General features: G+C 32.7%; 20 protein-coding genes. 9 read left to right on the top strand and 11 right to left on the bottom strand.

The annotated features are described in order from the left end of the window. Positions 1-184 precede the first annotated feature (184 nt). Positions 185-718 (top strand): hypothetical protein, encoded by a 534-nt coding sequence (locus NH26_RS07000; protein ID WP_206780200.1) that lies wholly within the window; start codon positions 185-187, stop codon positions 716-718. A 112-nt stretch (positions 719-830) separates the two neighbouring features. On the opposite strand, the gene NH26_RS07005 is transcribed toward NH26_RS07000, so the two are convergent. From NH26_RS07005 to NH26_RS07025, 5 genes are all read right to left on the bottom strand, one after another. Continuing rightward, on the bottom strand, positions 831-2,909 hold the full coding sequence (locus NH26_RS07005) for an outer membrane beta-barrel family protein (protein WP_044218593.1): 2,079 nt from the start codon (positions 2,907-2,909) through the stop codon (positions 831-833). A gap of 277 nt (positions 2,910-3,186) precedes the next feature. Then, positions 3,187-4,041 (bottom strand): DUF350 domain-containing protein, encoded by an 855-nt coding sequence (locus NH26_RS07010; RefSeq protein ID WP_044218591.1) that lies wholly within the window; start codon positions 4,039-4,041, stop codon positions 3,187-3,189. 13 nt (positions 4,042-4,054) lie between these two features. Next, positions 4,055-5,584 carry an FAD-dependent oxidoreductase gene (locus tag NH26_RS07015; RefSeq protein ID WP_044218588.1) on the bottom strand — a complete coding sequence of 510 codons (1,530 nt, stop codon included), beginning with the start codon at positions 5,582-5,584 and terminating at the stop codon, positions 4,055-4,057. Positions 5,585-5,743: 159 nt separating this feature from the next. Then, positions 5,744-6,505 (bottom strand): peroxide stress protein YaaA, encoded by a 762-nt coding sequence (yaaA, locus tag NH26_RS07020; protein ID WP_044218585.1) that lies wholly within the window; start codon positions 6,503-6,505, stop codon positions 5,744-5,746. A gap of 94 nt (positions 6,506-6,599) precedes the next feature. Next, positions 6,600-7,010 carry a rhodanese-like domain-containing protein gene (locus tag NH26_RS07025; protein ID WP_084812083.1) on the bottom strand — a complete coding sequence of 137 codons (411 nt, stop codon included), beginning with the start codon at positions 7,008-7,010 and terminating at the stop codon, positions 6,600-6,602. A 273-nt stretch (positions 7,011-7,283) separates the two neighbouring features. Between NH26_RS07025 and rpoN the strand changes: the two genes are divergently transcribed. Both rpoN and NH26_RS07035 read left to right on the top strand, forming a co-directional pair. Then, a complete protein-coding gene (rpoN, locus tag NH26_RS07030; RefSeq protein ID WP_044218583.1) occupies positions 7,284-8,768 on the top strand; it encodes an RNA polymerase factor sigma-54 in 1,485 nt (494 codons plus the stop codon). Continuing rightward, a complete protein-coding gene (locus NH26_RS07035) occupies positions 8,768-9,415 on the top strand; it encodes a hypothetical protein (protein WP_044218580.1) in 648 nt (215 codons plus the stop codon). Before rpoN ends, NH26_RS07035 begins: the two co-directional genes overlap by 1 nt. A 27-nt stretch (positions 9,416-9,442) precedes the next feature. Here NH26_RS07035 and NH26_RS07040 read toward each other — a convergent pair whose 3' ends face one another. Together NH26_RS07040 and NH26_RS07045 are read right to left on the bottom strand one after the other, a co-directional pair. Then, positions 9,443-10,396 carry a polysaccharide deacetylase family protein gene (locus NH26_RS07040; protein ID WP_044218577.1) on the bottom strand — a complete coding sequence of 318 codons (954 nt, stop codon included), beginning with the start codon at positions 10,394-10,396 and terminating at the stop codon, positions 9,443-9,445. A 34-nt stretch (positions 10,397-10,430) separates the two neighbouring features. Beyond that, complete coding sequence (locus NH26_RS07045) at positions 10,431-11,537, bottom strand: alkene reductase (protein ID WP_044218574.1); 1,107 nt, start codon at positions 11,535-11,537, stop codon at positions 10,431-10,433. 125 nt (positions 11,538-11,662) lie between these two features. Between NH26_RS07045 and NH26_RS07050 the strand changes: the two genes are divergently transcribed. Next, a complete protein-coding gene (locus tag NH26_RS07050) occupies positions 11,663-12,481 on the top strand; it encodes an AraC family ligand binding domain-containing protein (protein ID WP_044218571.1) in 819 nt (272 codons plus the stop codon). A gap of 133 nt (positions 12,482-12,614) precedes the next feature. Here NH26_RS07050 and sufB read toward each other — a convergent pair whose 3' ends face one another. From sufB to bcp, 4 genes are all read right to left on the bottom strand, one after another. Continuing rightward, on the bottom strand, positions 12,615-14,081 hold the full coding sequence (gene sufB / locus NH26_RS07055) for a Fe-S cluster assembly protein SufB (RefSeq protein ID WP_044218569.1): 1,467 nt from the start codon (positions 14,079-14,081) through the stop codon (positions 12,615-12,617). A 597-nt stretch (positions 14,082-14,678) separates the two neighbouring features. Continuing rightward, positions 14,679-15,509 (bottom strand): class D beta-lactamase, encoded by an 831-nt coding sequence (blaOXA, locus tag NH26_RS07060; RefSeq protein WP_044218567.1) that lies wholly within the window; start codon positions 15,507-15,509, stop codon positions 14,679-14,681. 141 nt (positions 15,510-15,650) lie between these two features. After that, positions 15,651-16,517, bottom strand: coding sequence for a transketolase (locus NH26_RS07065; protein ID WP_262494300.1), 867 nt, complete (start codon positions 16,515-16,517; stop codon positions 15,651-15,653). 44 nt (positions 16,518-16,561) lie between these two features. Further along, positions 16,562-17,011 (bottom strand): thioredoxin-dependent thiol peroxidase, encoded by a 450-nt coding sequence (gene bcp, locus NH26_RS07070; RefSeq protein WP_044218564.1) that lies wholly within the window; start codon positions 17,009-17,011, stop codon positions 16,562-16,564. A gap of 216 nt (positions 17,012-17,227) precedes the next feature. On the opposite strand from bcp, the gene NH26_RS07075 reads away from it, so the two are divergent. From NH26_RS07075 to gdhA, 5 genes are all read left to right on the top strand, one after another. Then, positions 17,228-18,247 (top strand): glycosyltransferase, encoded by a 1,020-nt coding sequence (locus tag NH26_RS07075; RefSeq protein WP_071397105.1) that lies wholly within the window; start codon positions 17,228-17,230, stop codon positions 18,245-18,247. A 43-nt stretch (positions 18,248-18,290) separates the two neighbouring features. After that, complete coding sequence (locus tag NH26_RS07080; RefSeq protein WP_044218559.1) at positions 18,291-18,545, top strand: hypothetical protein; 255 nt, start codon at positions 18,291-18,293, stop codon at positions 18,543-18,545. Between the two features lie 31 nt (positions 18,546-18,576). Beyond that, positions 18,577-19,851 (top strand): ABC transporter permease, encoded by a 1,275-nt coding sequence (locus NH26_RS07085; RefSeq protein ID WP_044218556.1) that lies wholly within the window; start codon positions 18,577-18,579, stop codon positions 19,849-19,851. 29 nt (positions 19,852-19,880) lie between these two features. After that, a complete protein-coding gene (locus NH26_RS07090) occupies positions 19,881-21,095 on the top strand; it encodes a PP2C family protein-serine/threonine phosphatase (RefSeq protein WP_242427305.1) in 1,215 nt (404 codons plus the stop codon). Positions 21,096-21,205: 110 nt separating this feature from the next. Beyond that, positions 21,206-22,549: an NADP-specific glutamate dehydrogenase gene (gene gdhA, locus NH26_RS07095; RefSeq protein WP_044218550.1), complete on the top strand. Its 1,344-nt coding sequence runs from the start codon at positions 21,206-21,208 to the stop codon at positions 22,547-22,549. Positions 22,550-22,640: the final 91 nt, after the last annotated feature.

Raw genomic sequence — 22,640 nt, forward strand, 5'->3', positions numbered from 1 at the left:
TAGTTCAGTTCAAATTTTTTAGTTAATTATTCTATTTAAAAATGATTATTTTTGAGGTTTAATAAGGTCTACTTAGTAAATGATCCACTAATAATTTTAAGTATATTACTCTAATTTTGAGATGAAAAAGTTAGAGTATTTAACACTTTACCCTTAAATTCATTAACTTAATTTTTTTAATCTAATGACTCACTTTTTTATGTATCATTTAAAACTAAAATACTTCACAATATTACCTATTATTCTACTTCTGGCTTTTTCTTGTTCATCACCTGAAACAAAAAAGAAAGTTGACCTAAATGGAGTTTGGACTTTAAAGAAAATCGTCATCAACGATGAAGCCTTAGCTGATGAATTTTCTGAACAAGAGATTTTAGCAAAAAAAATGTCTTATAATTCTCTTTTCAAAAAGGTTATAAAACCCAATTATTACGTCTTAGTTTTTGAGGGAGATTCTTTACTTACCAAATATAGAAGACCTACTACCTTAGATCCTAAATATTTTATGCAGTATAAGAAGCAATATCTTCAAGAATTTAATGAACTTTATAAGGTTGTTAAGAAAGAGAAGAAGTTCTATATGAAAATTGGAGACGATGGTACTCAACCAAGAATTATTAAATTATCAGCAGACGAGTTGATTTTACAAGAGGATGATTCGGACTTTACATTCCAAATTTTCACAAAGGTTGCTGATAAAGAAGAAGACCAAGTATAACAATAAGACTTTATGGAAAAGAGGTTGTTTTATTTTGTAATAAAACAACCTCTTTTTTATGCTAAAAAATATTTCAGCCATTAATATTGATGATTAGCTTTAAAAAACGATACTAATTAAATAAATTAGTACCCATTTCAGCATTCTGATTTTTCTGAGGACTCTTCTTTTGTCCATTACCTCCAATTCTATATCTAAACATTAATCGTACTACTTTCGATTCCCATTCGTACACTTTATGTTCTGAGAAAGTAGGTTGATCTCTATACATAGTATAATGTTGAGAATCTAATAAATCGTCTACTGTTAAAACCAAACTTCCTCTACCTTTATGAACACTTTGTGATAAAGAAGCTTTCATAAAATACCTGCCATCTACTGTACCTTGTGGATTAAAAGAAGGTGATAAATAAGTAAACGAAAGTTGTAATTGACTTCCTTTCCACAACGCCATACTCGAAGTGATTGATGTTCGCCAATTCACACTCTCCTGATAATTTCCAGGGTCAATCGATGTTCCATCGATTTCAGAATAAAACACACTAATATTACCATTCACATTCCACCAATCCAACAATTTAACATCGCCTACTACTTCAACACCGGCATCAACTGCATGATCCATATTTACGACTGTATTGATCATATAATCTCCTTCACCGTCAAATGTATACCAACGGGCTGGGTCTGTATGATACTTATAAAATCCAGTAAACTTTAATTGATAATTGTCCTGATCAATGCCATAACCTAATTCAAATATATCTAGAAATGTAGCATCTAATGTCGGGTTTCCTTTATGAATATAACTAGGGTTCGATGTATCCTCAAAAGGGTTAATCATTCTCATACTTGGTCTTTGCACCTTACGGCTATAAGAAAAGAATAAATGATCATTCTCTGAAAGACCTTGTTTTAAATTGACACTTGGATATAGATTAAAATAATCATTTACATAATTATTATTTGGTTCTGTCATCAAATAGGAATCAATATAAGTATACTCCCCCCTTACTCCCAACTGATAGGAAAAGCTATTTTTCTGACCTGACACCATAAAGTAGGCTGCAGAAACACTTTCATTATAGATAAACGTATTACTTCTATCGGTATTGAGAATAAAATCATCTCCTTGTTCGTTGTAATCAAGAACTTCTAAACCTTGAGACTTATTTCTATAGGTTTGTTTAATACCTGCTTCCCAGGTCATACCATTTTTCAATTCTTGCTGATAATCCAATTGAAATGCGGCATTATTAAAAGTAGCATCAGTATTATTAATTTCACTATCACCAATATTTTTTTGATGCTGTACACCACCTGTTGCCCATGCAACACTCGTTGATAATTCCCCTTCATTATTTGTTTTAAACACATAATCAAGACGGTTATCCATCACCTTTTTTTCTCCAAAGTGATTATTGTATTGTGCATTATGTAAATAGTCGTCTCCTTCAAATTCTTCTGTAGTTAGTGTCCCTCCTCTATAAAAGTTGACACCAGAAACATTTGTTGATATACTGAGGGAATGTTGATCATTAAAATCATACTGTCCGCCTAATTGAAAATTATGTTTTTCAAAAAAGTTATTGCCATAGTAATCTTGATAGGTAGCTTTTTCCTCGCCATTATCGAAATTCAACAGCTCTGCATCCATAGTTTGATAGCGATTTTCCTGTTTATAGTTATATCCAGCATTGACAGACAACTTCCCTGTATTTTTGCTAAAACCTAATCCTGCATCATATTTATTATTATTACCCATTCCTAACATCACGTTAGTTGTAGTAGAATTCATGTTTTTTCTATCTACCTCTAAATTGATAATACCAGCAGTACCATCTGCATCATAACGTGCTGAAGGATTTGCAATGATTTCTATGTACTTGATATCTTGAATAAAGATTTGCTCAAGTAAAGGACCGTAATCTCCCGATTGACTTGCAGGTCGATTATTGATAAATACCTGTACCCCATTATTTCCCCTATAACTAACCACGCCATCTGCATCTACATCGACAGACGGAATTAGTTTAAGTGCATCTATAGCATTACCATCCACAATTTTTATATCCTTACCGATAAAATATCGGTTGTTATTCTTTTGGTCTTTTGTCTCCTCATTTTCTTGAGTGAAGGCAACAAAAGGGATACAAAAAAAGAATAGTTGTAATATCAATCTTCGTAGCATAAATAAATTAGTTTGTATAAATCTACGAGAGAAATAGCTTTATAGCTACATCTATTTAATCATATTAATGATTGAGATCAAACAAATATTATTTGATATTTTTCGAACAAAATATAACAAACTAAATTATTTTAAAATAATCAAAAAAGACCTTTATTATTCATAAAGAATAAAAAAAGGTCAAAAACCATAAATGTATAAATTTAAAAAAGTGGTTTGATATTACGATTAACACCAAACCACTTTCAATTATCATTAAATAAAATGAGTAATAATATTAAAAACAAAAGAACATTAATACCGCAAATAGAATTGCAAAAAGTCCATCCATTAACCCTACTCCAGTATTTTTCTCATTCACTAATTCATGGTATAAAGCAGACTTTGGTATAATCACCTTATCAAATAAATAAGTGGATATAAATAACAATACAGTTAAGATAGAACAGTCAATAAACATTGTTACAAAAGTTTCTTTCCAACCAATAAATTCATGACTTAATGTTACCATAATGATTAAACCGATCGCTATAATTTTCCCTGTAACAGATAAAGCTACTGCTACATTATTATTTTTTATATCATCTTGAATATGGAAACGTGAAAACTTGATATATCCTTTCACATAAGATACTAAAAATGCTTGACCAAAAATGAAAAATAAAAGGGTTTCTTCCCATCCTCCAGTATCACCTGATACAGAACTTGCGATCATTAATCCAGTAGCTACATAGGTTCCAAATTGAACAATACCAACAGAGACATTCTTATTATCAATAATCTCTTTCATATTATCTACCTGATTAAAAATCATAAAATCGTTAATCAATCGTGAAACAAACAAGGCTAAAATACCACCAAACGCGTATATACCTACAGAAATAAGGTCATTAACTAAACCATTTGAGGCACCAATGTTTGCTCCAAAAAAGATGATAGCAACCCCCATAAAATAACCCGAAATACTGATACTATACGCTAAATTATCTTTATCGGTTAACTCCTTATTTACATTATCCTTTATGAATAGTCCTTTTAATAATCGAGCAATAACAAGCATTGTACTAAAAAGTAAAATGTATGCTCCTCTAGCAATCCATACGTCAAAATTAAATTCAGTGATGTTATCCATGTCAGTTTATATATTATAATTTAAGTTCACTTACAGCCATTATACCAGAATCAATAGCTTCAATTAAAAAAGGTAATCGACCATTATCCACACCTGCGAAAACAAAATTTTTGAATTTACGATTAATATTCAAATCATTTCCCAAATACCCCACTCCAATTTTAGGCATAGCATGTCCCATCAGATGAATAAATGATTGCTCAATTTTAGGAGTAATATCAGTTGTTTTCAAGTCTAAAAAAGTAGCTATCTTCTCTAAAGTATAACGAACCAATAAGTTAGGAGTTTTCTGTATACTAATCAATTTTTCTTTTTGTTGATGTGCAAAACAATAATAAGCAGTTAAAACTCTTTGCTCTTGTTTTTTTTGAGTAATGTTATCAACAAACCCTAAAAACTCACCATCAAACTGTTCCAAATTTTCATTTTGCCAAAGACCACCAAAAAAGTCTACATCCTTTTTAAACACAAAATTTACTACAACCCAGCCCGATGTTTCCATTGTGTTACTAGTACTTTGTAATGCTTCTCGGAAAGTATATTTTAATGTATGCTTAGGAGCAGCATAAATGATATTTTTTGCTTTAAATCTTTGTTTTTTTTGTGAATCAAAATCAATCATTTCTATCAAAAAATTCTCTTCAGAAGGTACATAATTGATATTTTGACATAAATGATTCAAGTGTTTTTTATGATCAGGTAGTTTTTCTTCCAACTTATCTACAAAGTAAGCATTCCCTTGTGGTGGCGAGAAAACATCAGCCCATTCATCTTCATGGGGGCGATTACAATAATAACTTATTCCTGCTATTGCACTCACTTCATCTATGGTTGTTCCATAATCATCTAGCATATGGTAATTAATCCCCTCCCAAAAAATCTCAGAAAATTTTAAGTTATGTTCTAATAACCATTCTTTAAATGTGATATCGTTTAAATACTGTAGGCTTTTGTCATTTAATCTTGAAGGTAGAGTAATCTTATCATCAAACTGATGTAAAAGTTGATAGAATTGAGAAGCTTCTTCTTCATTAAATAGAATATTATTATAATACTCTCTATCATATTTACACAACATCAGATCCCTTTTCGGAATAACAAATTCAGTATCCTTAAAGTGATAAACCTCCCCTTTCTTGTATATAATATTTTGATTTTGAAGAAAATTTAATACCTCTGTTCCAAATTTTTGAGGGTAGCTCAAGTCATAATGTGCTCCTTGTGCAAAGTAATTTTGATGATACTTTTCTGCACTACTTGTCCCACCCCAACGGTCTGATAGTTCAACAATATGATAATCTTTTTCTTCTAAGGCTACAGCAGCAGACAGCCCTGCTATTCCTCCACCAATAATTAATGTATCCGTATATATCAGTTGTTCTTTCTCCTTAATATCTTCCTTTTGAAAATACATATGCCCTCTTTTCATATCAGACCTGACATTAATATCAAAAGGTAATTGATCTTCATTTGTAACAGTACATCCATTTAAAAAGTACAATAAAGCAGAAGATGATAATTGTAAAAAACGACGTCTATGCATCCAATAATAAGGAATTAGAAGTTAGGAATAAGATGTAATTACCACACCTTAATAGTTACTTAAAATTATAGAATTTATTTTATTAAATAAACAAGGGTTCCTCCAAATTACAAATTCGAAGAAACCCTTACTTATTATTTTTTACCTATTACTTTATATTTACCCTCTAGTAAATACCCAGTCATTACCTTTTGAAAGATCTTGATTATAAATATAGCCTTCATAATCAAATCCTTTTAATAATTCCGGATCTGTAATAGCATGATCTGCGATATATCTCACCATTAGTCCTCTTGCTTTTTTAGCAAAAAAACTAATCATTTTATATTGATCGCCTTTTTTATCTTTAAAATTAGGAGTAATTATTTCTGCCTTTAATGCTTTTTTATCTACCGCTTTAAAATATTCATTAGAAGCCAAATTAATGAGCACTTCCCCTTTCTTCATTTCCTTATTTAAAGCTGGAGCAATAGTTTCTTTCCAAAATGAATATAAATTTTTATGGCCTTCAACACCGAATTTAGTACCCATTTCTAAACGATATGGCTGCATTAAATCCAAAGGTTTAAGTAAACCATAAAGTCCTGATAATATTCTTAAGTTATCCTGTAAAAACGTGATTTGATTCTCTTCCAAAGAATAAGCATCTAACCCTACATAAACATCACCTTTAAATGCAAAAAGTGCTTGACGAGCATTTTCGTCTTTGAACTTTCTTTTCCATTTATCAAAACGATCTTTATTTAAATCGGCTAATTTAGGACTAATCGACATTAAGTCTCCTATTTGTTCTGCAGATAATGTTTTTAAAGATTTAACTAATTCTTCAGACTGACCTAAATATTTAGGCTTACTCTCCAAAGATGTTTGTAGCGGAGTTTCGTAATCTAAACTTTTAGCTGGTGATATTACAATTTTCATATTTCTCTTTTTTTGATTTTCTCTTGTACAAAAATAAAAGAGCAATCATTATAAAACCAATCAATAATGATGATAGGACTATAGATTTGAGTGATTAAGGTTGTACCACTTTTCCACCACCGTTTTTCCAGCTATCAAAACCTCCCTCAAGGTCTACAACATTTGTAAAACCCATTTCTTGTAAAATTTTCTTCGCTTTAGCAGATCTTACACCACCTTTACAAAATACCATTACAGTTGCATCTTTATCAATGTCTTTTACTTGATCTCTGAAGGTATCACTTTTAACATTACAATTTTGAGCACCTTCCATTGTTCCTCCTGAATATTCTCCTGGAGTACGAACATCAATAACAATAGCATTCGGCTTGTCAGTTCTTATTTGAGCAAATTCAGAAACCGAAACTTGAGGTTCGTTCTGAGCTGAGGTAGAACTACAAGAAAACACTAAAAAACAGGCGATAGACAAGCAAGTCAGCTTAAAAAAGTTTAAAAAAAAATTCATTGAAAATATAATTAATTGATTATTAACATGTTAAAATTAGTGGCATGATTTTAATTTCGTTTCCACAACAAAAAATCCTATTTTTCGTCTTTAATAACAAAAACCCTGATGGTGTTATCATTTTAATCAGTGCAATATAGTTAATATTTGTTTGCACAAGAATAAATTTTCCATCAACTAATGCTTTTTTAAGCAATTTATAAATTGAACTGATTCAATAGACTTAAAACCACCGAATCAGTCAGTAATTTTTAATTTTTTGACTTCAAGACCATGTTAAAACAGGCACAGAAGCTCAAGCAGACACAAACATTATCGCCTCAACAAATCCAATTCATTAAATTGTTGCAGGTGCCCACAATAGAGCTTGATAAGAGAATTCAAGAAGAGCTGATGGAAAATCCTGTTCTTGAAGAGGGGAAAGAGGGCGAAAAAGAAGAAGCTGATTTTGGTAATGATGATGGTACCAAAGAAGAAACAGACAACGTCGATGACTTTGACATTGATGATGTTCCCGATATTGACCCAATTGACGAAGTAAATATTGATGATTATGTCACTAATGATGACATAGCTGGATATAAAATGTACGGGGACGGAGATGTAGCTGAAGACAAAGAACTTCCCATCCCAATGATGGATACACTAAGTGATACTTTACTTAGTCAATTAAGTTTTCTAAACCTTGATACGGTAGAACAACAAATTGGTGAGCAACTTATCGGTAGTATAGAGGCTGATGGTTATATCCGTAGACCTCTGGAAGCGATCGTTAATGACCTAGCCTTTTTACAAAATGTTGAAACTGATCTTAATCAAGTAGAGAAAGTTTTAGCAATGATCCAACATTTTGATCCTCCAGGAATAGGTGCTAGATCTTTACAAGAATGTCTTGAAATTCAATTAAGAAGAAAAGACACAGATAACCCTACTGTCAAAATAGCCATCAAGATGATTGTATTATGTTTCGAAGAATTTAAAAAGAAACATTACACAAAAATCCAAAAAAGGTTAGCTATTGATGATGAGCAGATGAAAGATGCTATCGAAATGATTACCCACCTCAATCCAAAACCAGGCGGGACAAACATGATGGTAGCTTCGGCACAATTTCTTACACCCGACTTTATTGTAAAAGAAATAAATGGCAGAATTAATATTTCATTAAACGGTAAAAATGCTCCTGATTTAAGAGTAAGCCGACAATATGGTGATATGTTAGATGCCTTTGATAAAACACCTAAGAAGACCAAGAAAATGAGGGAAGAGGTTCGTTTTGTCAAGCAAAAACTAGATGCTGCAAAATGGTTTATTGATGCCATTAAACAACGTCAGGATACTTTATTAAGAACCATGAATGCCATTATTGATTATCAAATGCCATTCTTCTTAAGTGGAGACGAAGGGAAATTAAAACCCATGATCCTGAAAGATATTGCAGAGATTATTCAAATGGATATTTCTACAGTTTCTCGTGTTGCAAGTTCTAAAGTGGTAGAAACAGATTTCGGTATTTATCCTTTAAAATATTTCTTCTCAGAAAGTATTTCTACAGAAAGTGGAGAAGATGTAAGTAGCAAGCAAGTTAAATCTGTCCTTAAAGAAATGATTGATAAGGAAGATAAACGTAAGCCTTTATCCGATGATAAATTAGAGAAATTACTTCGAGTTAAAGGATACAATATTGCTAGAAGAACAGTTGCTAAATACAGAGAACAAATGAATATTCCTGTAGCAAGAATGAGAAAAGAACTTTAATGAACACTACCCGATTTTTTCAAAGTATTTCGGTAGTGCTCCACCCTATTTTTATACCCTGCATTATTGCAGGGGTATTTCTTTTTGGAGCACATGAAGCACCTTGGTTGGATATTAAGGCTAGATGGTCTTTGTTTAGTCTTATTGGAACTATCACTACTTTACTCCCAATTAGTTGTTTACTTCTAATGCAACGTTTTGGAGTGGTTCAAAGCCCTCATCTACACCAAAGAGATGAACGTTCTTTTGCTTTATCCATCATGATTTTAGCATTAGCTATAGCCTGTTACATCTTACTCAACAAGATTAATGTAAGCACCAACTTAAATATTGCTTTTGTCACCATGACGCTAACCTTGATAGTGGCCACAATAGTCAATTTTCTTGATAAGATCTCCCTTCATTGTATTGGTTTAGCGGGGTTCATCGGAATTTGCATTTACTTTATCACTTCTAATATCAATGCACCCATTATTCTTTTTGATGCATTAGGATTAAGTATTATTTTCTTAGGGGTAATCATGACTGCAAGATTACAATTAAAAGCACACACAAACTATCAGGTATATCTAGGTACTATTATTGGCCTTTTATGTGGCTATTTTGGAGCAATAGGAAGTGCACTACTTATTGGTGGTGGCCAATAATAATACACTCCCTAAAATCTTAATGACCTAATTATTATATCTCTCTTCACTATCATCAACTAATGTTGACGGATCATTTTTTATCATATTGGCAATTTCATCTTTTCTCATAAAAACTACTCCTTCATGAGATTGCACATACTCGAAAAATTCTCCCATAATCTTTACCATAGCTGGAGAACCTCCAATTCTATCATGCAAACTAAATGACATCATTCTTCTTGCGTCCTTACCTTCTTCGTAAAGCACATCAAAATCTGCTTTCAATTGAGCTAAATGTTGTTGTGGTGTCCAATGTTTCCCTTCAATATTGACAATATCATTATTTCTTAGAGTATAGGGTACTACTATAAAATCCTTTCCTCTAACATGTGTAATAAACGGCTCATCTCTACTAACATCATCAATATGGTATTCATATCCAGACTCTTGTAACACCTTTAAGGTATTAGGTGACCTCCTCAGCCAATTACAATTGTATCCTATAGGTTTTACACCTGTGACAGATTCAATAGCTTTATCTCCGTCTTGTACAAACTTTAATTCATCTTGATAACTTAGTTTCCATTGATCGCTCCAAGCGATACCATGCCCTGCCACTTCATGTCCTCTCTTTGCAATCTCTTTCGCTACTTCGGGATATTTTAATACAGCCTCTCCTACCATATGTGAGGTGATTTTCACATTATACTTATCAAATAAGTCTAACATTCTATATACTCCCTCAGTTGCTCCATATCTAAACCAAGAATCGGCGGGTAAATCAGGTTGTCCTTTAGGTAATGGATTCCCTGAAAATGGGCTATCTGCCCCTTCAGGCTGACCTCCTGTCTCAAACTGCATGGACCCTGATATAACAAGTCTTGCACCATTTGGCCAATAGGATTTATTCTTTTTATCTTCTTTCTTATCTAGTACTGTATAACCAAATAATAGGGCACTCGATAACGCCAACACCGAAGTATATATAAATTGTTTCATTGGATGTGAATTTTAGATTGAAGTAGATTGATTTTTACAAAGCAGGATAATCCGTATATCCGTATTCATCTCTACCACCAAATAATGTATGGGTATCTTTTATTTTTGCTAATGGCAATTGATGTTGTACTCTTTTTGGATAATCTGGGTTTGGTATAAACTTTCTTCCAAAACCTGCTAAATCAATAAAGTTTTTACTTAAAAGTTCTTCCGCTTTTTCTGGAGTCATATTTCCAGTTGCAATAATGGTTTGTTGAAATTCCTCTCTTAATTCTACTCTAAAATCTTCTGGAACTTGTGGAGCATCATCCCAATCTGCTTCACATAAATGAAGATATGTTACCTTTAGACTGTCTAATACAGGAACGGCATACATGATAGTATCCAATATCTCAGGATCTTCCATGTCTTTAAATTTAATAAATGGAGATAACCTAACGCCTACTTTATCTGCTCCAATTTCTTCAACAACAGCTTTAGTTACTTCTAATAAAAATCGTGTTCTATTTTCTTTTGACCCTCCATATTTATCTGTTCTTTGATTGGCATTTGATCTCAAAAATTGATCAATTAAATAGCCATTTGCTCCATGAATTTCAACACCATCAAAACCTGCTTCTACAGCATTTTTTGCTGCATCTCTAAAATCTTGGATAGTATTATCTATATCCGCTTGTGTCATTTCTTTAGGTGTTTCAACATCCACGAAAGTGGCGTCTTTATTCTCTCCTTCAAAAATGTATACATTCGTTTTATTGGCTTTTAATGCTGATGGTGCTAAGGGTTGCAAACCATTCACTTTACTACTACTTACTCGACCTACATGCCATAACTGAACAAATATTTTCCCTCCTTTTTCATGTACAGCATCAGTTACTTTTTTCCAAGCTTCTACTTGTGCATTATTGTAAATACCAGGTGTATTGGCATATCCTTGCCCTTGAAGTGAAATTTGTGTTGCTTCAGTTATTTCTAATCCAGCCCCCGCTCTTTGTTGATAATATACAGACATCATATTTTGAGGAACTCCTTCTTCTGTTGCTCTTGAACGTGTCATAGGAGCTAATACCATTCTATTTTTAATCTCTTTTGTATTTAAAGAATATCTTGAGAAAAGTTGGGGGAAATTTAAATTTTTCATTTTGTTTTTTGTTTAAGTGATAATACAAATATCGTTACACACCAACTTTCCACATGGTACAAACCAAGGTTTAACTTGTAAATAATAACTATTTTGAAGTATATTTAAAGGAACAACAACACATCATGAAGAAATACTTACTTTTCGACGACCTCAATTACCTTGAAATAAACCTTGATACTTGGAATCATCCAATACACAATCACGATCATTACGAATGGATTATCGTCTTAAAAGGAAAAGGAAAACATCATATCAATGATGAAACTTATGAGTACACCGCTGGAGATATTTTCTTCTTAAAGCCCAATGATGCCCATTTTTTCGAATTCACTTCCCCTACTCACTTGGTTTACTTTCAGTTTAGTGTAGATCTAAAAATATTTAAACATGAACTTTCATTAAAAAAGAAAATGTTTTCAATATTAAAGATTCATGAAAAAGAAAATGCGGGTAATTTAAAATCTCATTTTCAATCTTCAGATATATTACTAGAACAGGTTGCACTTATTACTAAAATGATCAAGAAGTCTGTAGCAGATAAGGATTATATAAAGTATCAGTTATTTACTTTTTTATCTTTTATCGTATCTAAAGACACTTCCATCGAAGAACAAAATGACACCCTCAATGAGATTATCATTTTCATTAGAAGTCATATAAAAAATAGAAAATATTTAACCATTGATTTTCTAGCAGATCATTTCAATAAATCGCCTACTTATTTTGGAGAATATTTTAAAAAGGGAATGGGAATTAGCGTTAAAAAATATATTGATCTGTTAAGAAGTAGTTATTTAGAAAAGGATTTAATCTATAGTAAAAAATCACTATCTGAATTATCGTATGATTATCAATTTACAGATTTAAGTCATCTGAATAAATTCATTATTAAACACTTCAATAAATCGCCTAAACAAATAAGAGAAAATAAAAAATATTGAAACTATTGATCCAATATCAATCTTAATATTTAAAACCTGAGTAAGCTGATCGGTATAAAGTTCTCGATTAAAAATTGACAAAAAAAAGAGGTCCATAAAGAACCTCTTTCTAAATAATATATTTTTTAGTCTGTTAACCTACAGAACCTTCTAATGATAACGCAAGAAGTTTTTGAGCTTCAACAGCAAACTCCATTGGTAGCTTATTCAAAACTTCTTTACAGTAACCATTTACGATTAACGCTACAGCTTGTTCTGTATCGATACCTCTTTGGTTACAATAGAAAATTTGATCTTCACCAATTTTAGAAGTGGTTGCTTCATGTTCCACTTTGGCCGTATTGTTATCTACTTCAATGTATGGGAACGTATGTGCACCACACTTATCTCCCATTAGTAAAGAATCACACTGAGAGAAGTTTCTAGAATTAGAAGCTCCTTTGATTACTTTAACTAAACCTCTGTAAGAGTTTTGAGATTTACCTGCAGATACCCCTTTAGAAACAATTCTTGATTTGGTGTTTTTACCAATGTGAATCATTTTTGTACCTGTATCTGCTTGTTGCATTTTGTTTGTAACTGCAACTGAGTAGAATTCACCTACTGAATTATCTCCTTTAAGGATACAAGAAGGATATTTCCAAGTTACTGCTGAACCTGTCTCCACTTGAGTCCAAGATAATTTAGCATTATCGCCATCACAGATTCCTCTTTTAGTTACAAAGTTGTATACACCACCTTTACCGTTTTCATCACCCGGGTACCAGTTTTGTACAGTAGAGTATTTAACTTCAGCATCTTTGTGTACAAAAATCTCAACAACAGCAGCGTGTAGTTGGTTTTCATCACGTTGAGGTGCTGTACAACCTTCTAAATAAGAAACGTAAGAATCATCTTCTGCAACAATCAATGTTCTTTCGAACTGACCTGTACCAGATGCATTAATTCTAAAGTAAGTAGATAATTCCATTGGACATCTTACTCCTTTAGGAATGTAACAGAAAGAACCATCAGAGAATACCGCTGAGTTCAATGCTGAAAAATAATTATCAGTAACTGGTACTACAGAACCTAAATATTTTTTCACCAATTCTGGATGATCTTTCACTGCTTCTGAGAACGAACAGAAAATAATACCCTTTTCAGCTAACGTATCTTTGAATGTTGTCGCAACTGAAACCGAATCAAAAACGGCATCAACGGCAATATTAGAGTCTTTTACACCTGTAATTCTTTTTTGCTCGTCTAGAGAAATACCTAGTTTTTCAAAAGTAGCTAGTAATTCAGGATCAACTTCTGCTAAAGATTCTAGAGATGGTTTTTGTTTAGGAGCCGAGTAGTAAATAATATCTTGATAATTTACTGCTTCATAAACAACATTTGCCCACTCTGGATTCTCCATTTTTTGCCATGCTCTGTAAGCATCTAATCTCCATTCAAGTAACCATTCCGGTTCTTCTTTCTTTGCAGAAATAAAACGGACGATTTCTTCGCTTAATCCTTTGGGTGCTTGGTCAGCTTCAATATCAACTGTCCAACCGTGCTCGTATTCTTTGGAGGTGAAATCCTCTAAAATTTTATTATCCTGATCTGCACTCATATTATTATGAAACGTTTATCTACGTTTAATTATCTACAAAACAATACCTTCACTAAGAGAACAAATACATCCTCAGGAAGGTTTAAAAAGAATCGAATAAATATAGATTAATTATCTATTATCATTCTAAATAACAAAATTAGTAGAATAATTTTAGAAAATAGGACTTTTACCTAAAAAACTTGTCTTAAAGTATCGAATTAGTTGTTTAAACATAAATACAATAAATATTAATCTATGTTTTTGTCACAATAACTGTGAAAATAGCGTTCCTAGTAGATTTTTATGTTAATGAAAAATAAATTCCAAATGATACAAGAATATAACACCCCACACTTAATAAAAATTATAAAACACTATAAAACAACGATTTACAACTATTCGCATAAAATACATTGCCTATAAGTTTAATATCTTCTTAGAAATGTTATATTTACAATTGTAAAGTTGCTGACCGCAGTATACGCCTCATACTGTCTGGTTACCTGGTATCAAATTCATGACTGTATACCAACTTTTAATTTATCAGTTTAATACTAAAATATAATTACAACTGGGTTATCTCGACGGAAAGGGATGACCCTTTTATTATGTCTATTATTTAGTTTCTAATATATTGATTGCTTCTAATGTTGTCTCTATCCTTACATTTGAGAAATCTTTCATCTTAAACCCCTCGTCAGGTGAAATGTTAGTGGCAAAGAAATAAATAGAATCTTCACGTTCTAAATAGCCTACAAACCAAGCATTATGTATATCACCAACTACAGACCATCCTGTTTTACCTCTTAATGTGTGGTGCTCATCACTTTCAATGATCATCATCCTTTTCGCTACCTTTTCTGTTTTTTGAGAGATTGGCAAATTAGAATTATAAAGACTCTTCAAAAATTCAATTTGTTCAAATTGGGAGATTTCTGATGCCCCAACTAACCAAAATAGGTCTAAATTGGTAGAATCAACCTCCATATGACCGTAGTTGAGCTTATCTAAATAGTGATTCATTTTCTTTACCCCAATTTTTCTAGCAATATCTTGGTAACAAGGTACGCAGGAGTAATGAAAAGCGTCTCTCATTATAAGATCTTGCTCCCATATCTTTAGCCTCCTATCATCCCCATCCCATTTTAGTAGAGAACTATCATTATTGACAATTTTAGTTTCTAGAGCAATTATCGAGTTAGGGATTTTGAAAGTAGAGGCCGGTAATTTCCCTTTGGAAGCCCAATCAAAATTATTCGAATAATATTTATTGTTACTTAAGTCATAAATCAAAATAGCACCTTTTACACGCGTAGAATCTAGTATCTTTTGAAAGGAGGACATATGAATTTTATTGTCCTTAACCTTTGTATCATTACTAGATTGATTTTGTAACTGGCAAGAAGTAACAATCACTAGTATAAAGAAGAAATTAATTAGTTTCATTAGTATAGTAAAGTTGTAGTTTTTAGAAACTTAAAGATAGGTAAGAATATTTCGTAATAATTAATTGATTATGGATTATTCAGTAAATAAAAAACCCAATGTATTGCTACATCGGGTTTTAATATGACGAATTTAGGGTGATTAAAAATCTCCTAAAGTTTCTTCTAATTGAGATAATGCGGCTTCTGTTTGCTCTGCATTTGGAGCAACACCATGCCACTTATGCGTTCCCACCATAAAGTCGATAGGGAATCCCATTTCAGTTTTCATGATGATCATGATTGGCTTACCATTACCTGAAAGTTCTTTTGCTTTTGTTAAAGCTGCATCTAACTTCTCCATATCGTTACCATCAGCAACAATAGTTTCCCAACCAAATGCTTTGTATTTAGCTTCGATATCGATTAAACTCAACACATCAGATACATCACCATCAATCTGACGGTTATTGTAATCGATAACACCTACAAGATTATCAATTTTGTTGTGTGCTGCATACATTGCTGCTTCCCAAACTTGACCTTCTTGTTGCTCACCGTCTCCCATAAGACAGTAAACCATTTTGTCATCTCCGTTAAGCTTTTTAGTTAAAGCTGTTCCTGCCGCTACAGAAAGTCCTTGACCCAAAGAACCTGATGCCATACGAACACCTTCTAAATGCTCATAAGGAGTTGGGTGACCTTGTAATCTAGAGTCGATCTTTCTATGAGTAGCTAATTCTGCTACTGGGAAGTAACCTGCTCTAGCTAATGTACTGTAAAAAACAGCGGAAATATGACCATTAGAAAGATAGAAAACATCTTCGTTTTTAGCATCCATAGAAAACTCAGTGTTGTGTTCCATGTGCTTGAAGTATAGTGCAACTAAAAGATCGGCACAGCCTAACGCTCCACCTGGGTGACCATTTCCTGCTGCATTAACCATTCTAACAATATCACGTCTTACTTGAGACGCAACTCTTTTCAATTCTGCAATTTCTGCCATTTTTCTTTGACGTAAGCTATTGATATTATAATTAAAGAGGTTTCCCTCATTTTTTTCTAGTTGCAAACTTAATTAATTATCTGCTTAGTATGCTCTTTAGTCTTGACCTTTTTTATAATATCGGTTAAAATTCCTTCTTCATCGATCACAAAAGTCGTTCTAACTGTTCCCATGTACTCTTTTCCAAAGGTTTTTTTTAACTGCCAAGTTCCATAAGCTTGGTGTACGCTTTGGTTTTCATCAGCTATTAAAGGAAAAGGAAGTTCGTGTTTTGCAATAAATTTCTGGTGTCTTTCTTTAGAGTCAGTACTTACTCCCAAGACTACATAACCTTCTGATAAAAGTTTATCATAATTATCTCTTAAGTCACAAGCCTGTGTTGTACAACCTGGCGTCATGTCTTTTGGATAAAAATACAATACTACTTTCTTACCTTTAAATTGAGACAAAGTAATTTCATTACCGTCTTGGTCAATACTTTTAAAATCGGGTGCTTTTTGTCCTATTTCTAACGACATTATTTTTAGGTTTGAGGTGAATACAAGTAGTGCTTTTGTAAAAAAACTAATTTTCAGCACTGCAATTATCTTTTGATTTACAATATTGCGTTTTTAATCAAACATAGACAACCTTCTGACTTGGAAATCCTATACTTTATTTTAGTCATCAGTTACGTTTTTCTATTGATCATCTTAAGTTTTTCTTGGATAAGATTACCTAAGAACGATTTATCAATGATAAATTCTTGTGATTTACCTAAAGTAAGTATTGTAATTTCATTAAGAAATGAAGCACCTAATGTTTCATCACTTATTCAAAGTTTGCTTCATCAAACCTATCAACAATTTGATATTATTTTGATTGATGACCATTCAGAAGATGCTACCTATAGTTTACTAAAGAAAAATCTAACCGATAAAATCCAGCTTTATCAATTACCAGAACATCTTAAAGGTAAAAAGCAAGCGATCCGATTTGGTATAGAGCGAACGGATGCAAAGCTGATCATTACTACTGATGCGGATTGTTTACATCAAAAAGATTGGGTGAGTACTTTTGTTGGCATTTACATTCGAACAAAATCTAAGATGATTTCAGGCCCTGTCCGTTTCTCATATCAAAATAGCTTATTTCAAAAAATAATGAATGCTGAATTTGGTAGTTTAATTCTTACAGGAGCAGCATCAATTGGCCTCAAAAAGCCAAATATGTGTAATGGTGCTAATTTGTGCTTTGAAAAAAATGCGTTTCTTGAGCAAAATGATTATGCTCTTCATGCTCATATCCCTACTGGTGATGATGAGTTTTTCCTACATCAGTTAGCAAAAGAAAATCCCGAAGAAATCGTATTTGCTAAGGAAAAAGCTGCTATTGTCACTACTTCTCCACCAGCGGATGTTCATCAGTTTATTCAACAAAGAGTGCGTTGGGGTAGTAAATGGAGGTATTATCAAAATAAAAGTCCACTAATTGGTAGTATTTTTATTTTCCTTTTTCACCTTTGCTTCTTTATTACCTTTTTTTCTATTTTCTTTGGATCTGGAAATTATACTTTTTTCATCGCTACTATTATTGTAAAAGCAATTATTGAAACAATTTACAATCAGCTTATCTTAAGGTGGCAAGGAGATAAAAGGAATATATATTTGTTACCATTCATATCTTTGTGTTATCCTTTTTATGCAGTTTTTATAGGTATTTTATCTACTGTAGGAAATTACCAATGGAAGAACAGATTTATTAATGGTAAGTAAATAGAATTTACTATTTTTGAAAAGTATTCGAAATTTATTTTATATGACAGAAAAAGAATACGAATTAATTGATGAATTATATTTCGTTACTGCCTACGATCAATTACAAAAAGAATTGGAATGGGCAGGAACTGATATTCTAAGTATTTTAAAAGAGTGTATAAAAAATGAGTGGGTAAGATGTTACTCTGCTCCTGATGTTGAGATAGAGAATTCTAACCTTGATCTTGATAATAATTATACTAAATATCTTTATCTTGCTTCGAAAAAGGGGTTATTGAAACATAACACTTTATAATTTATCTAAAAGATAAATACAAAGACTTTTAATGAGTATATACGATCTACATAAGTCTCCTTCTCATTTCGTTAAAAAAAGATTTAAGAAGAATAAATTAGCTGTTTTATCAACAGTATTTATCCTCGTACTCAGTTCTGTGGCTGTTTTAGGGTATCTTATTATGCCCGATAGTACACACTTTGCCAATGATGGATTGTTGGAGATTTCTAAAAAGCCTCCGATGTTCACGGTGAATATCCTGAAGGAAAAAAAGAATTTACACATTCCCACACCTCCAGTGATAAAAAAGATCATTAACGGTCAAGAAAATAGATATAAAGAATTTCCTATTGTTGGCACTCCTAAGGTAGAAAGAGACTCCGTATTTTTTATTGTTTACCCTGGTTTAGAAAAAAAATCTTTACATACCACAACAAGACTAGAAATGGGGCTACCCTTAATTAGTGTTGTAAAAAGTATTTATGCTTCTCCTTCTCAGAAACTAGGTATTAATTTGGCACACAACTATATCATTAGAGATAAAGATGTTATTTACTTAGACGAACTTCAGAATGTTCGTACAGTAACCAAAATACAATTAGTTAATGAGTTTCATGAAAAATGTTTATCTAAGAAAACCTACATTTTAGGTACTGATAAAATTGGTAGAGATGTATTAAGTCGTTTGATTTTTGGCTCTAGAGTATCTCTTACTATTGGATTCATTTCCCTTATAATTTCCCTAAGTATTGGTATTTTATTTGGTGCTACTTCTGGATATTTTGGTGGAATCATCGATAAAATATCAATGTGGTTAATGACTATTACTTGGTCTATTCCTACTATTATGCTTGTAGTTGCAGTACGTTTAGCACTACAAAACGATGATATATGGGTAACCTTCGTTGCGGTAGGATTAACAATGTGGGTAGAAGTAGCTAGGGTGGTTCGTGGACAAATTTTATCCATCAAACAAAAAGACTATATTGAGGCCACAAAGGCTATGGGGTATTCTAATTATAAAATTATTGTACACCATATATTACCTAATATTCTAGGACCATTAGCAGTAATTAGTGCTTCTAACTTTGCCTCTGCAATATTAATTGAAGCAGGACTTAGTTTCTTAGGTTTAGGTGGACCTCCAACCATGCCATCATGGGGAACCATGATAAAAAATGGTTTAACAGAATTAACACCAACAGGACACTGGCATTTAATCATTTTCCCGTGTCTTGCTATAAGTATAACTGTTTTAGCGTTTAACCTTATAGGAAATGGGCTTAGAGATGCCTATGATCCTCACTCTAAAACAAACAATTAAAGTAGTATTTAATAATAATGGCGAATAATATGCAAAAGCGTTTAATGCTCAAAGAGATGCAACTTGAATCTTTATTTGAGACCATCAGTGCCATTAACGCTAATAAATCAGAGGAAGATTTATACACAATTTATAAATTAACCCTATCATCGAATCCTAGTATTACCAACTTGGCCCTATACGTTATTGATGAAGACGATCAAGTGTATCATAGATTTGTCAATTACGGAACACATGATAATCAATTAACGCAGTCTTTGCCCCCTATCTTTACAGAACTTGAAGTAAGAGCTCCAATTACAAATCCACCTAATGGATTTACAGCTTTTGACACCATTATTCCTATTAAACATAAAAATGATGTACTTGCTTATGCGCTAGTAGGAAGTGCTGAAGGTAGAGATGATTTCAAAGATGAAAGCTTTACAGAAGCTTTAACCAATATTATATTGGTGGCTATCGAAAATAAAAAATTAGCCCGAAAGGAAGAGGTTCAAAAAGAAATGAAAAAGCAGTTAGAAATTGCTTCTCATGTTCAACACATGCTTTTCCCAAAAGAACTTCCTTATGGTGAAGATGTCCCTGTTTCTGTTCACGCTAGTTATATGCCTCACCACTCTATTGGTGGCGATTATTATGATTATGTGAAACTAAGTGATACCAAATTTTTGATGTCTATAGCAGATGTATCTGGTAAAGGTGCTCCTGCTGCTTTATTGATGTCAAACTTCCAAGGTACGATTCGTGCAATGGCACGTAGAGGAACTGATTTAGAACACATCGTAAATGAGGCCAATACACAAATTTTAGAAAGTGCTGAAGGTGAAAGCTTCATTACTGCTTTCTTTATGGAATTTGATCTTTCAACCGGTATATTAAGATACATTAACGCAGGGCATAACCCTCCATTTATGTACCGAAACGGACAGTTTGAAAGATTAGAAATTGGTACCACAATTTTAGGATCATTCCCTAATTTACCTTTCTTAGAAATCGGTGAAATTGACAATTTACATCAGTTTTTTGTCTTCGGCTTTACAGACGGATTTACAGAAACTTACAATGATGAAGATGAAGAATTAGGTGATGAGAAACTACAAGAATTTCTTGAAGCTAATATTGATTTCCAGCAGAAAGAAATGCACGAAAATCTCATCTCTTTGTTGAATACATTTAAGGGACATCAGGCCTATGCAGACGATATAACTTTATTGTCTTGCAAAATAGATCTGGAAAAAGCGTAAATCCTGAAACTAAATCATTATTGAAACGTTATTTATATTCAATAATGATAATTATATTTAAAAAACACATATAACTTTTATAGAATTATTACTAACCTCTTTAAATCAAAATGCAAGAACTCGAATTAAATAGTTTCATGCAGGGTCTTACAAGAAGAAACCCTGGTCAGCCAGAATTTCACCAAGCGGTAGAAGAAGTAGCTGAAAAATTAATTCCTTTTATTAACGAAAATCCAAAATACCTAGATGCTAAGATTCTGGAAAGAATGACTGAACCTGATAGAACAATCAGTTTCCGTGTAACTTGGCAAGATGATGAAGGAAACATTCGTGTAAACAGAGGGCACCGTGTTCAATTTAACGGTGCTATTGGCCCATATAAAGGTGGTTTGCGTTTTGACAAATCAGTTACTTTAGGTACGCTTAAATTCTTAGGATTTGAGCAAGTATTGAAAAACTCTTTAACTACTCTACCTATGGGGGGTGCTAAAGGTGGTTCAGACTTTAACCCTAAAGGAAAAACAGACGGAGAAATCATGAGATTCTGTCAAGCATTCATGACAGAACTTTATAGACATATTGGTAAAGATACTGACGTTCCTGCCGGTGACATTGGTGTAGGTGGACGTGAAGTAAGTTACATGTATGGTCAATACCGCCGTATTGCAAATGAATTTACTGGTGTACTTACTGGTAAAAATTTAGCATTTGGTGGATCTAACGCTAGAACTGAAGCTACAGGTTATGGTTCTGTATATTTCGGTAGAGAAATGTTAGCGGTTAGAGGAGATGACTACAATGGTAAAACTGCAGCTGTATCTGGTTCAGGTAACGTAGCACAATATACTGTTGAAAAGCTAACTCAATTAGGAGCTAAAGTTTTAACTATGTCTGATCGTGGTGGATTCCTCCATGATCCTGATGGCATAGACTCAGAAAAGTTAGCCCACATCCAAGATCTGAAAAACGTGCAAAGAGTATCATTAGCAGAATATGCTACTAAATACCCTAATGCAACGTATACGAAAAATGCTAGACCTTGGGGTGTAAAAGTAGATTTAGCATTCCCTTCTGCTACTCAGAATGAACTAGATGAAAATGAGGCACAAACTCTTATAGACAATGGTTGTATCCTTGTTTGTGAGGGAGCCAATATGCCTTCTACCATTGGTGCCATTAAGATCTTTGAAAAGAATCAAATAATGTATGGCCCTGGTAAAGCAGCTAACGCAGGTGGTGTAGCCATTTCTGGTTTGGAAATGACTCAGAACTCAATGCGTTTACAGTGGTCTTTTGAAGAAGTAGATGCAAAACTACAAGACATTATGAAGAAAATTCATTCAAAATGTCAAAAATATGGTCAAGAAGACGGATGGGTCGATTACGTTAAAGGAGCTAACATTGGTGGTTTCGTTAAAGTAGCTGATGCGATGATTGCTTATGGCGTTATCTAAGACATTTCACTTCTTTACAACAAAGGTGATGTATTCAATTACATCACCTTTTTTTGTTCAAATAAAAACAACATTGCTTTACCTCTTCATT

The sequence above is a fragment of the Flammeovirga pacifica genome (genome assembly GCF_000807855.2).
GTDB lineage: Bacteria > Bacteroidota > Bacteroidia > Cytophagales > Flammeovirgaceae > Flammeovirga > Flammeovirga pacifica.

Excerpts from the sequence above, each read along its gene's own strand:
- NH26_RS07000 (WP_206780200.1), top strand. The coding sequence starts at position 185 with ATGACTCACTTTTTTATGTATCATTTAAAACTAAAATACTTCACAATA.
- NH26_RS07005 (WP_044218593.1), bottom strand. The coding sequence starts at position 2,909 with ATGCTACGAAGATTGATATTACAACTATTCTTTTTTTGTATCCCTTTT.
- NH26_RS07010 (WP_044218591.1), bottom strand. The coding sequence starts at position 4,041 with ATGGATAACATCACTGAATTTAATTTTGACGTATGGATTGCTAGAGGA.
- NH26_RS07015 (WP_044218588.1), bottom strand. The coding sequence starts at position 5,584 with ATGCATAGACGTCGTTTTTTACAATTATCATCTTCTGCTTTATTGTAC.
- yaaA (WP_044218585.1), bottom strand. The coding sequence starts at position 6,505 with ATGAAAATTGTAATATCACCAGCTAAAAGTTTAGATTACGAAACTCCG.
- NH26_RS07025 (WP_084812083.1), bottom strand. The coding sequence starts at position 7,010 with ATGAATTTTTTTTTAAACTTTTTTAAGCTGACTTGCTTGTCTATCGCC.
- rpoN (WP_044218583.1), top strand. The coding sequence starts at position 7,284 with ATGTTAAAACAGGCACAGAAGCTCAAGCAGACACAAACATTATCGCCT.
- NH26_RS07035 (WP_044218580.1), top strand. The coding sequence starts at position 8,768 with ATGAACACTACCCGATTTTTTCAAAGTATTTCGGTAGTGCTCCACCCT.
- NH26_RS07040 (WP_044218577.1), bottom strand. The coding sequence starts at position 10,396 with ATGAAACAATTTATATATACTTCGGTGTTGGCGTTATCGAGTGCCCTA.
- NH26_RS07045 (WP_044218574.1), bottom strand. The coding sequence starts at position 11,537 with ATGAAAAATTTAAATTTCCCCCAACTTTTCTCAAGATATTCTTTAAAT.
- NH26_RS07050 (WP_044218571.1), top strand. The coding sequence starts at position 11,663 with ATGAAGAAATACTTACTTTTCGACGACCTCAATTACCTTGAAATAAAC.
- sufB (WP_044218569.1), bottom strand. The coding sequence starts at position 14,081 with ATGAGTGCAGATCAGGATAATAAAATTTTAGAGGATTTCACCTCCAAA.
- blaOXA (WP_044218567.1), bottom strand. The coding sequence starts at position 15,509 with ATGAAACTAATTAATTTCTTCTTTATACTAGTGATTGTTACTTCTTGC.
- bcp (WP_044218564.1), bottom strand. The coding sequence starts at position 17,011 with ATGTCGTTAGAAATAGGACAAAAAGCACCCGATTTTAAAAGTATTGAC.
- NH26_RS07075 (WP_071397105.1), top strand. The coding sequence starts at position 17,228 with ATGATAAATTCTTGTGATTTACCTAAAGTAAGTATTGTAATTTCATTA.
- NH26_RS07080 (WP_044218559.1), top strand. The coding sequence starts at position 18,291 with ATGACAGAAAAAGAATACGAATTAATTGATGAATTATATTTCGTTACT.
- NH26_RS07085 (WP_044218556.1), top strand. The coding sequence starts at position 18,577 with ATGAGTATATACGATCTACATAAGTCTCCTTCTCATTTCGTTAAAAAA.
- NH26_RS07090 (WP_242427305.1), top strand. The coding sequence starts at position 19,881 with ATGCAAAAGCGTTTAATGCTCAAAGAGATGCAACTTGAATCTTTATTT.
- gdhA (WP_044218550.1), top strand. The coding sequence starts at position 21,206 with ATGCAAGAACTCGAATTAAATAGTTTCATGCAGGGTCTTACAAGAAGA.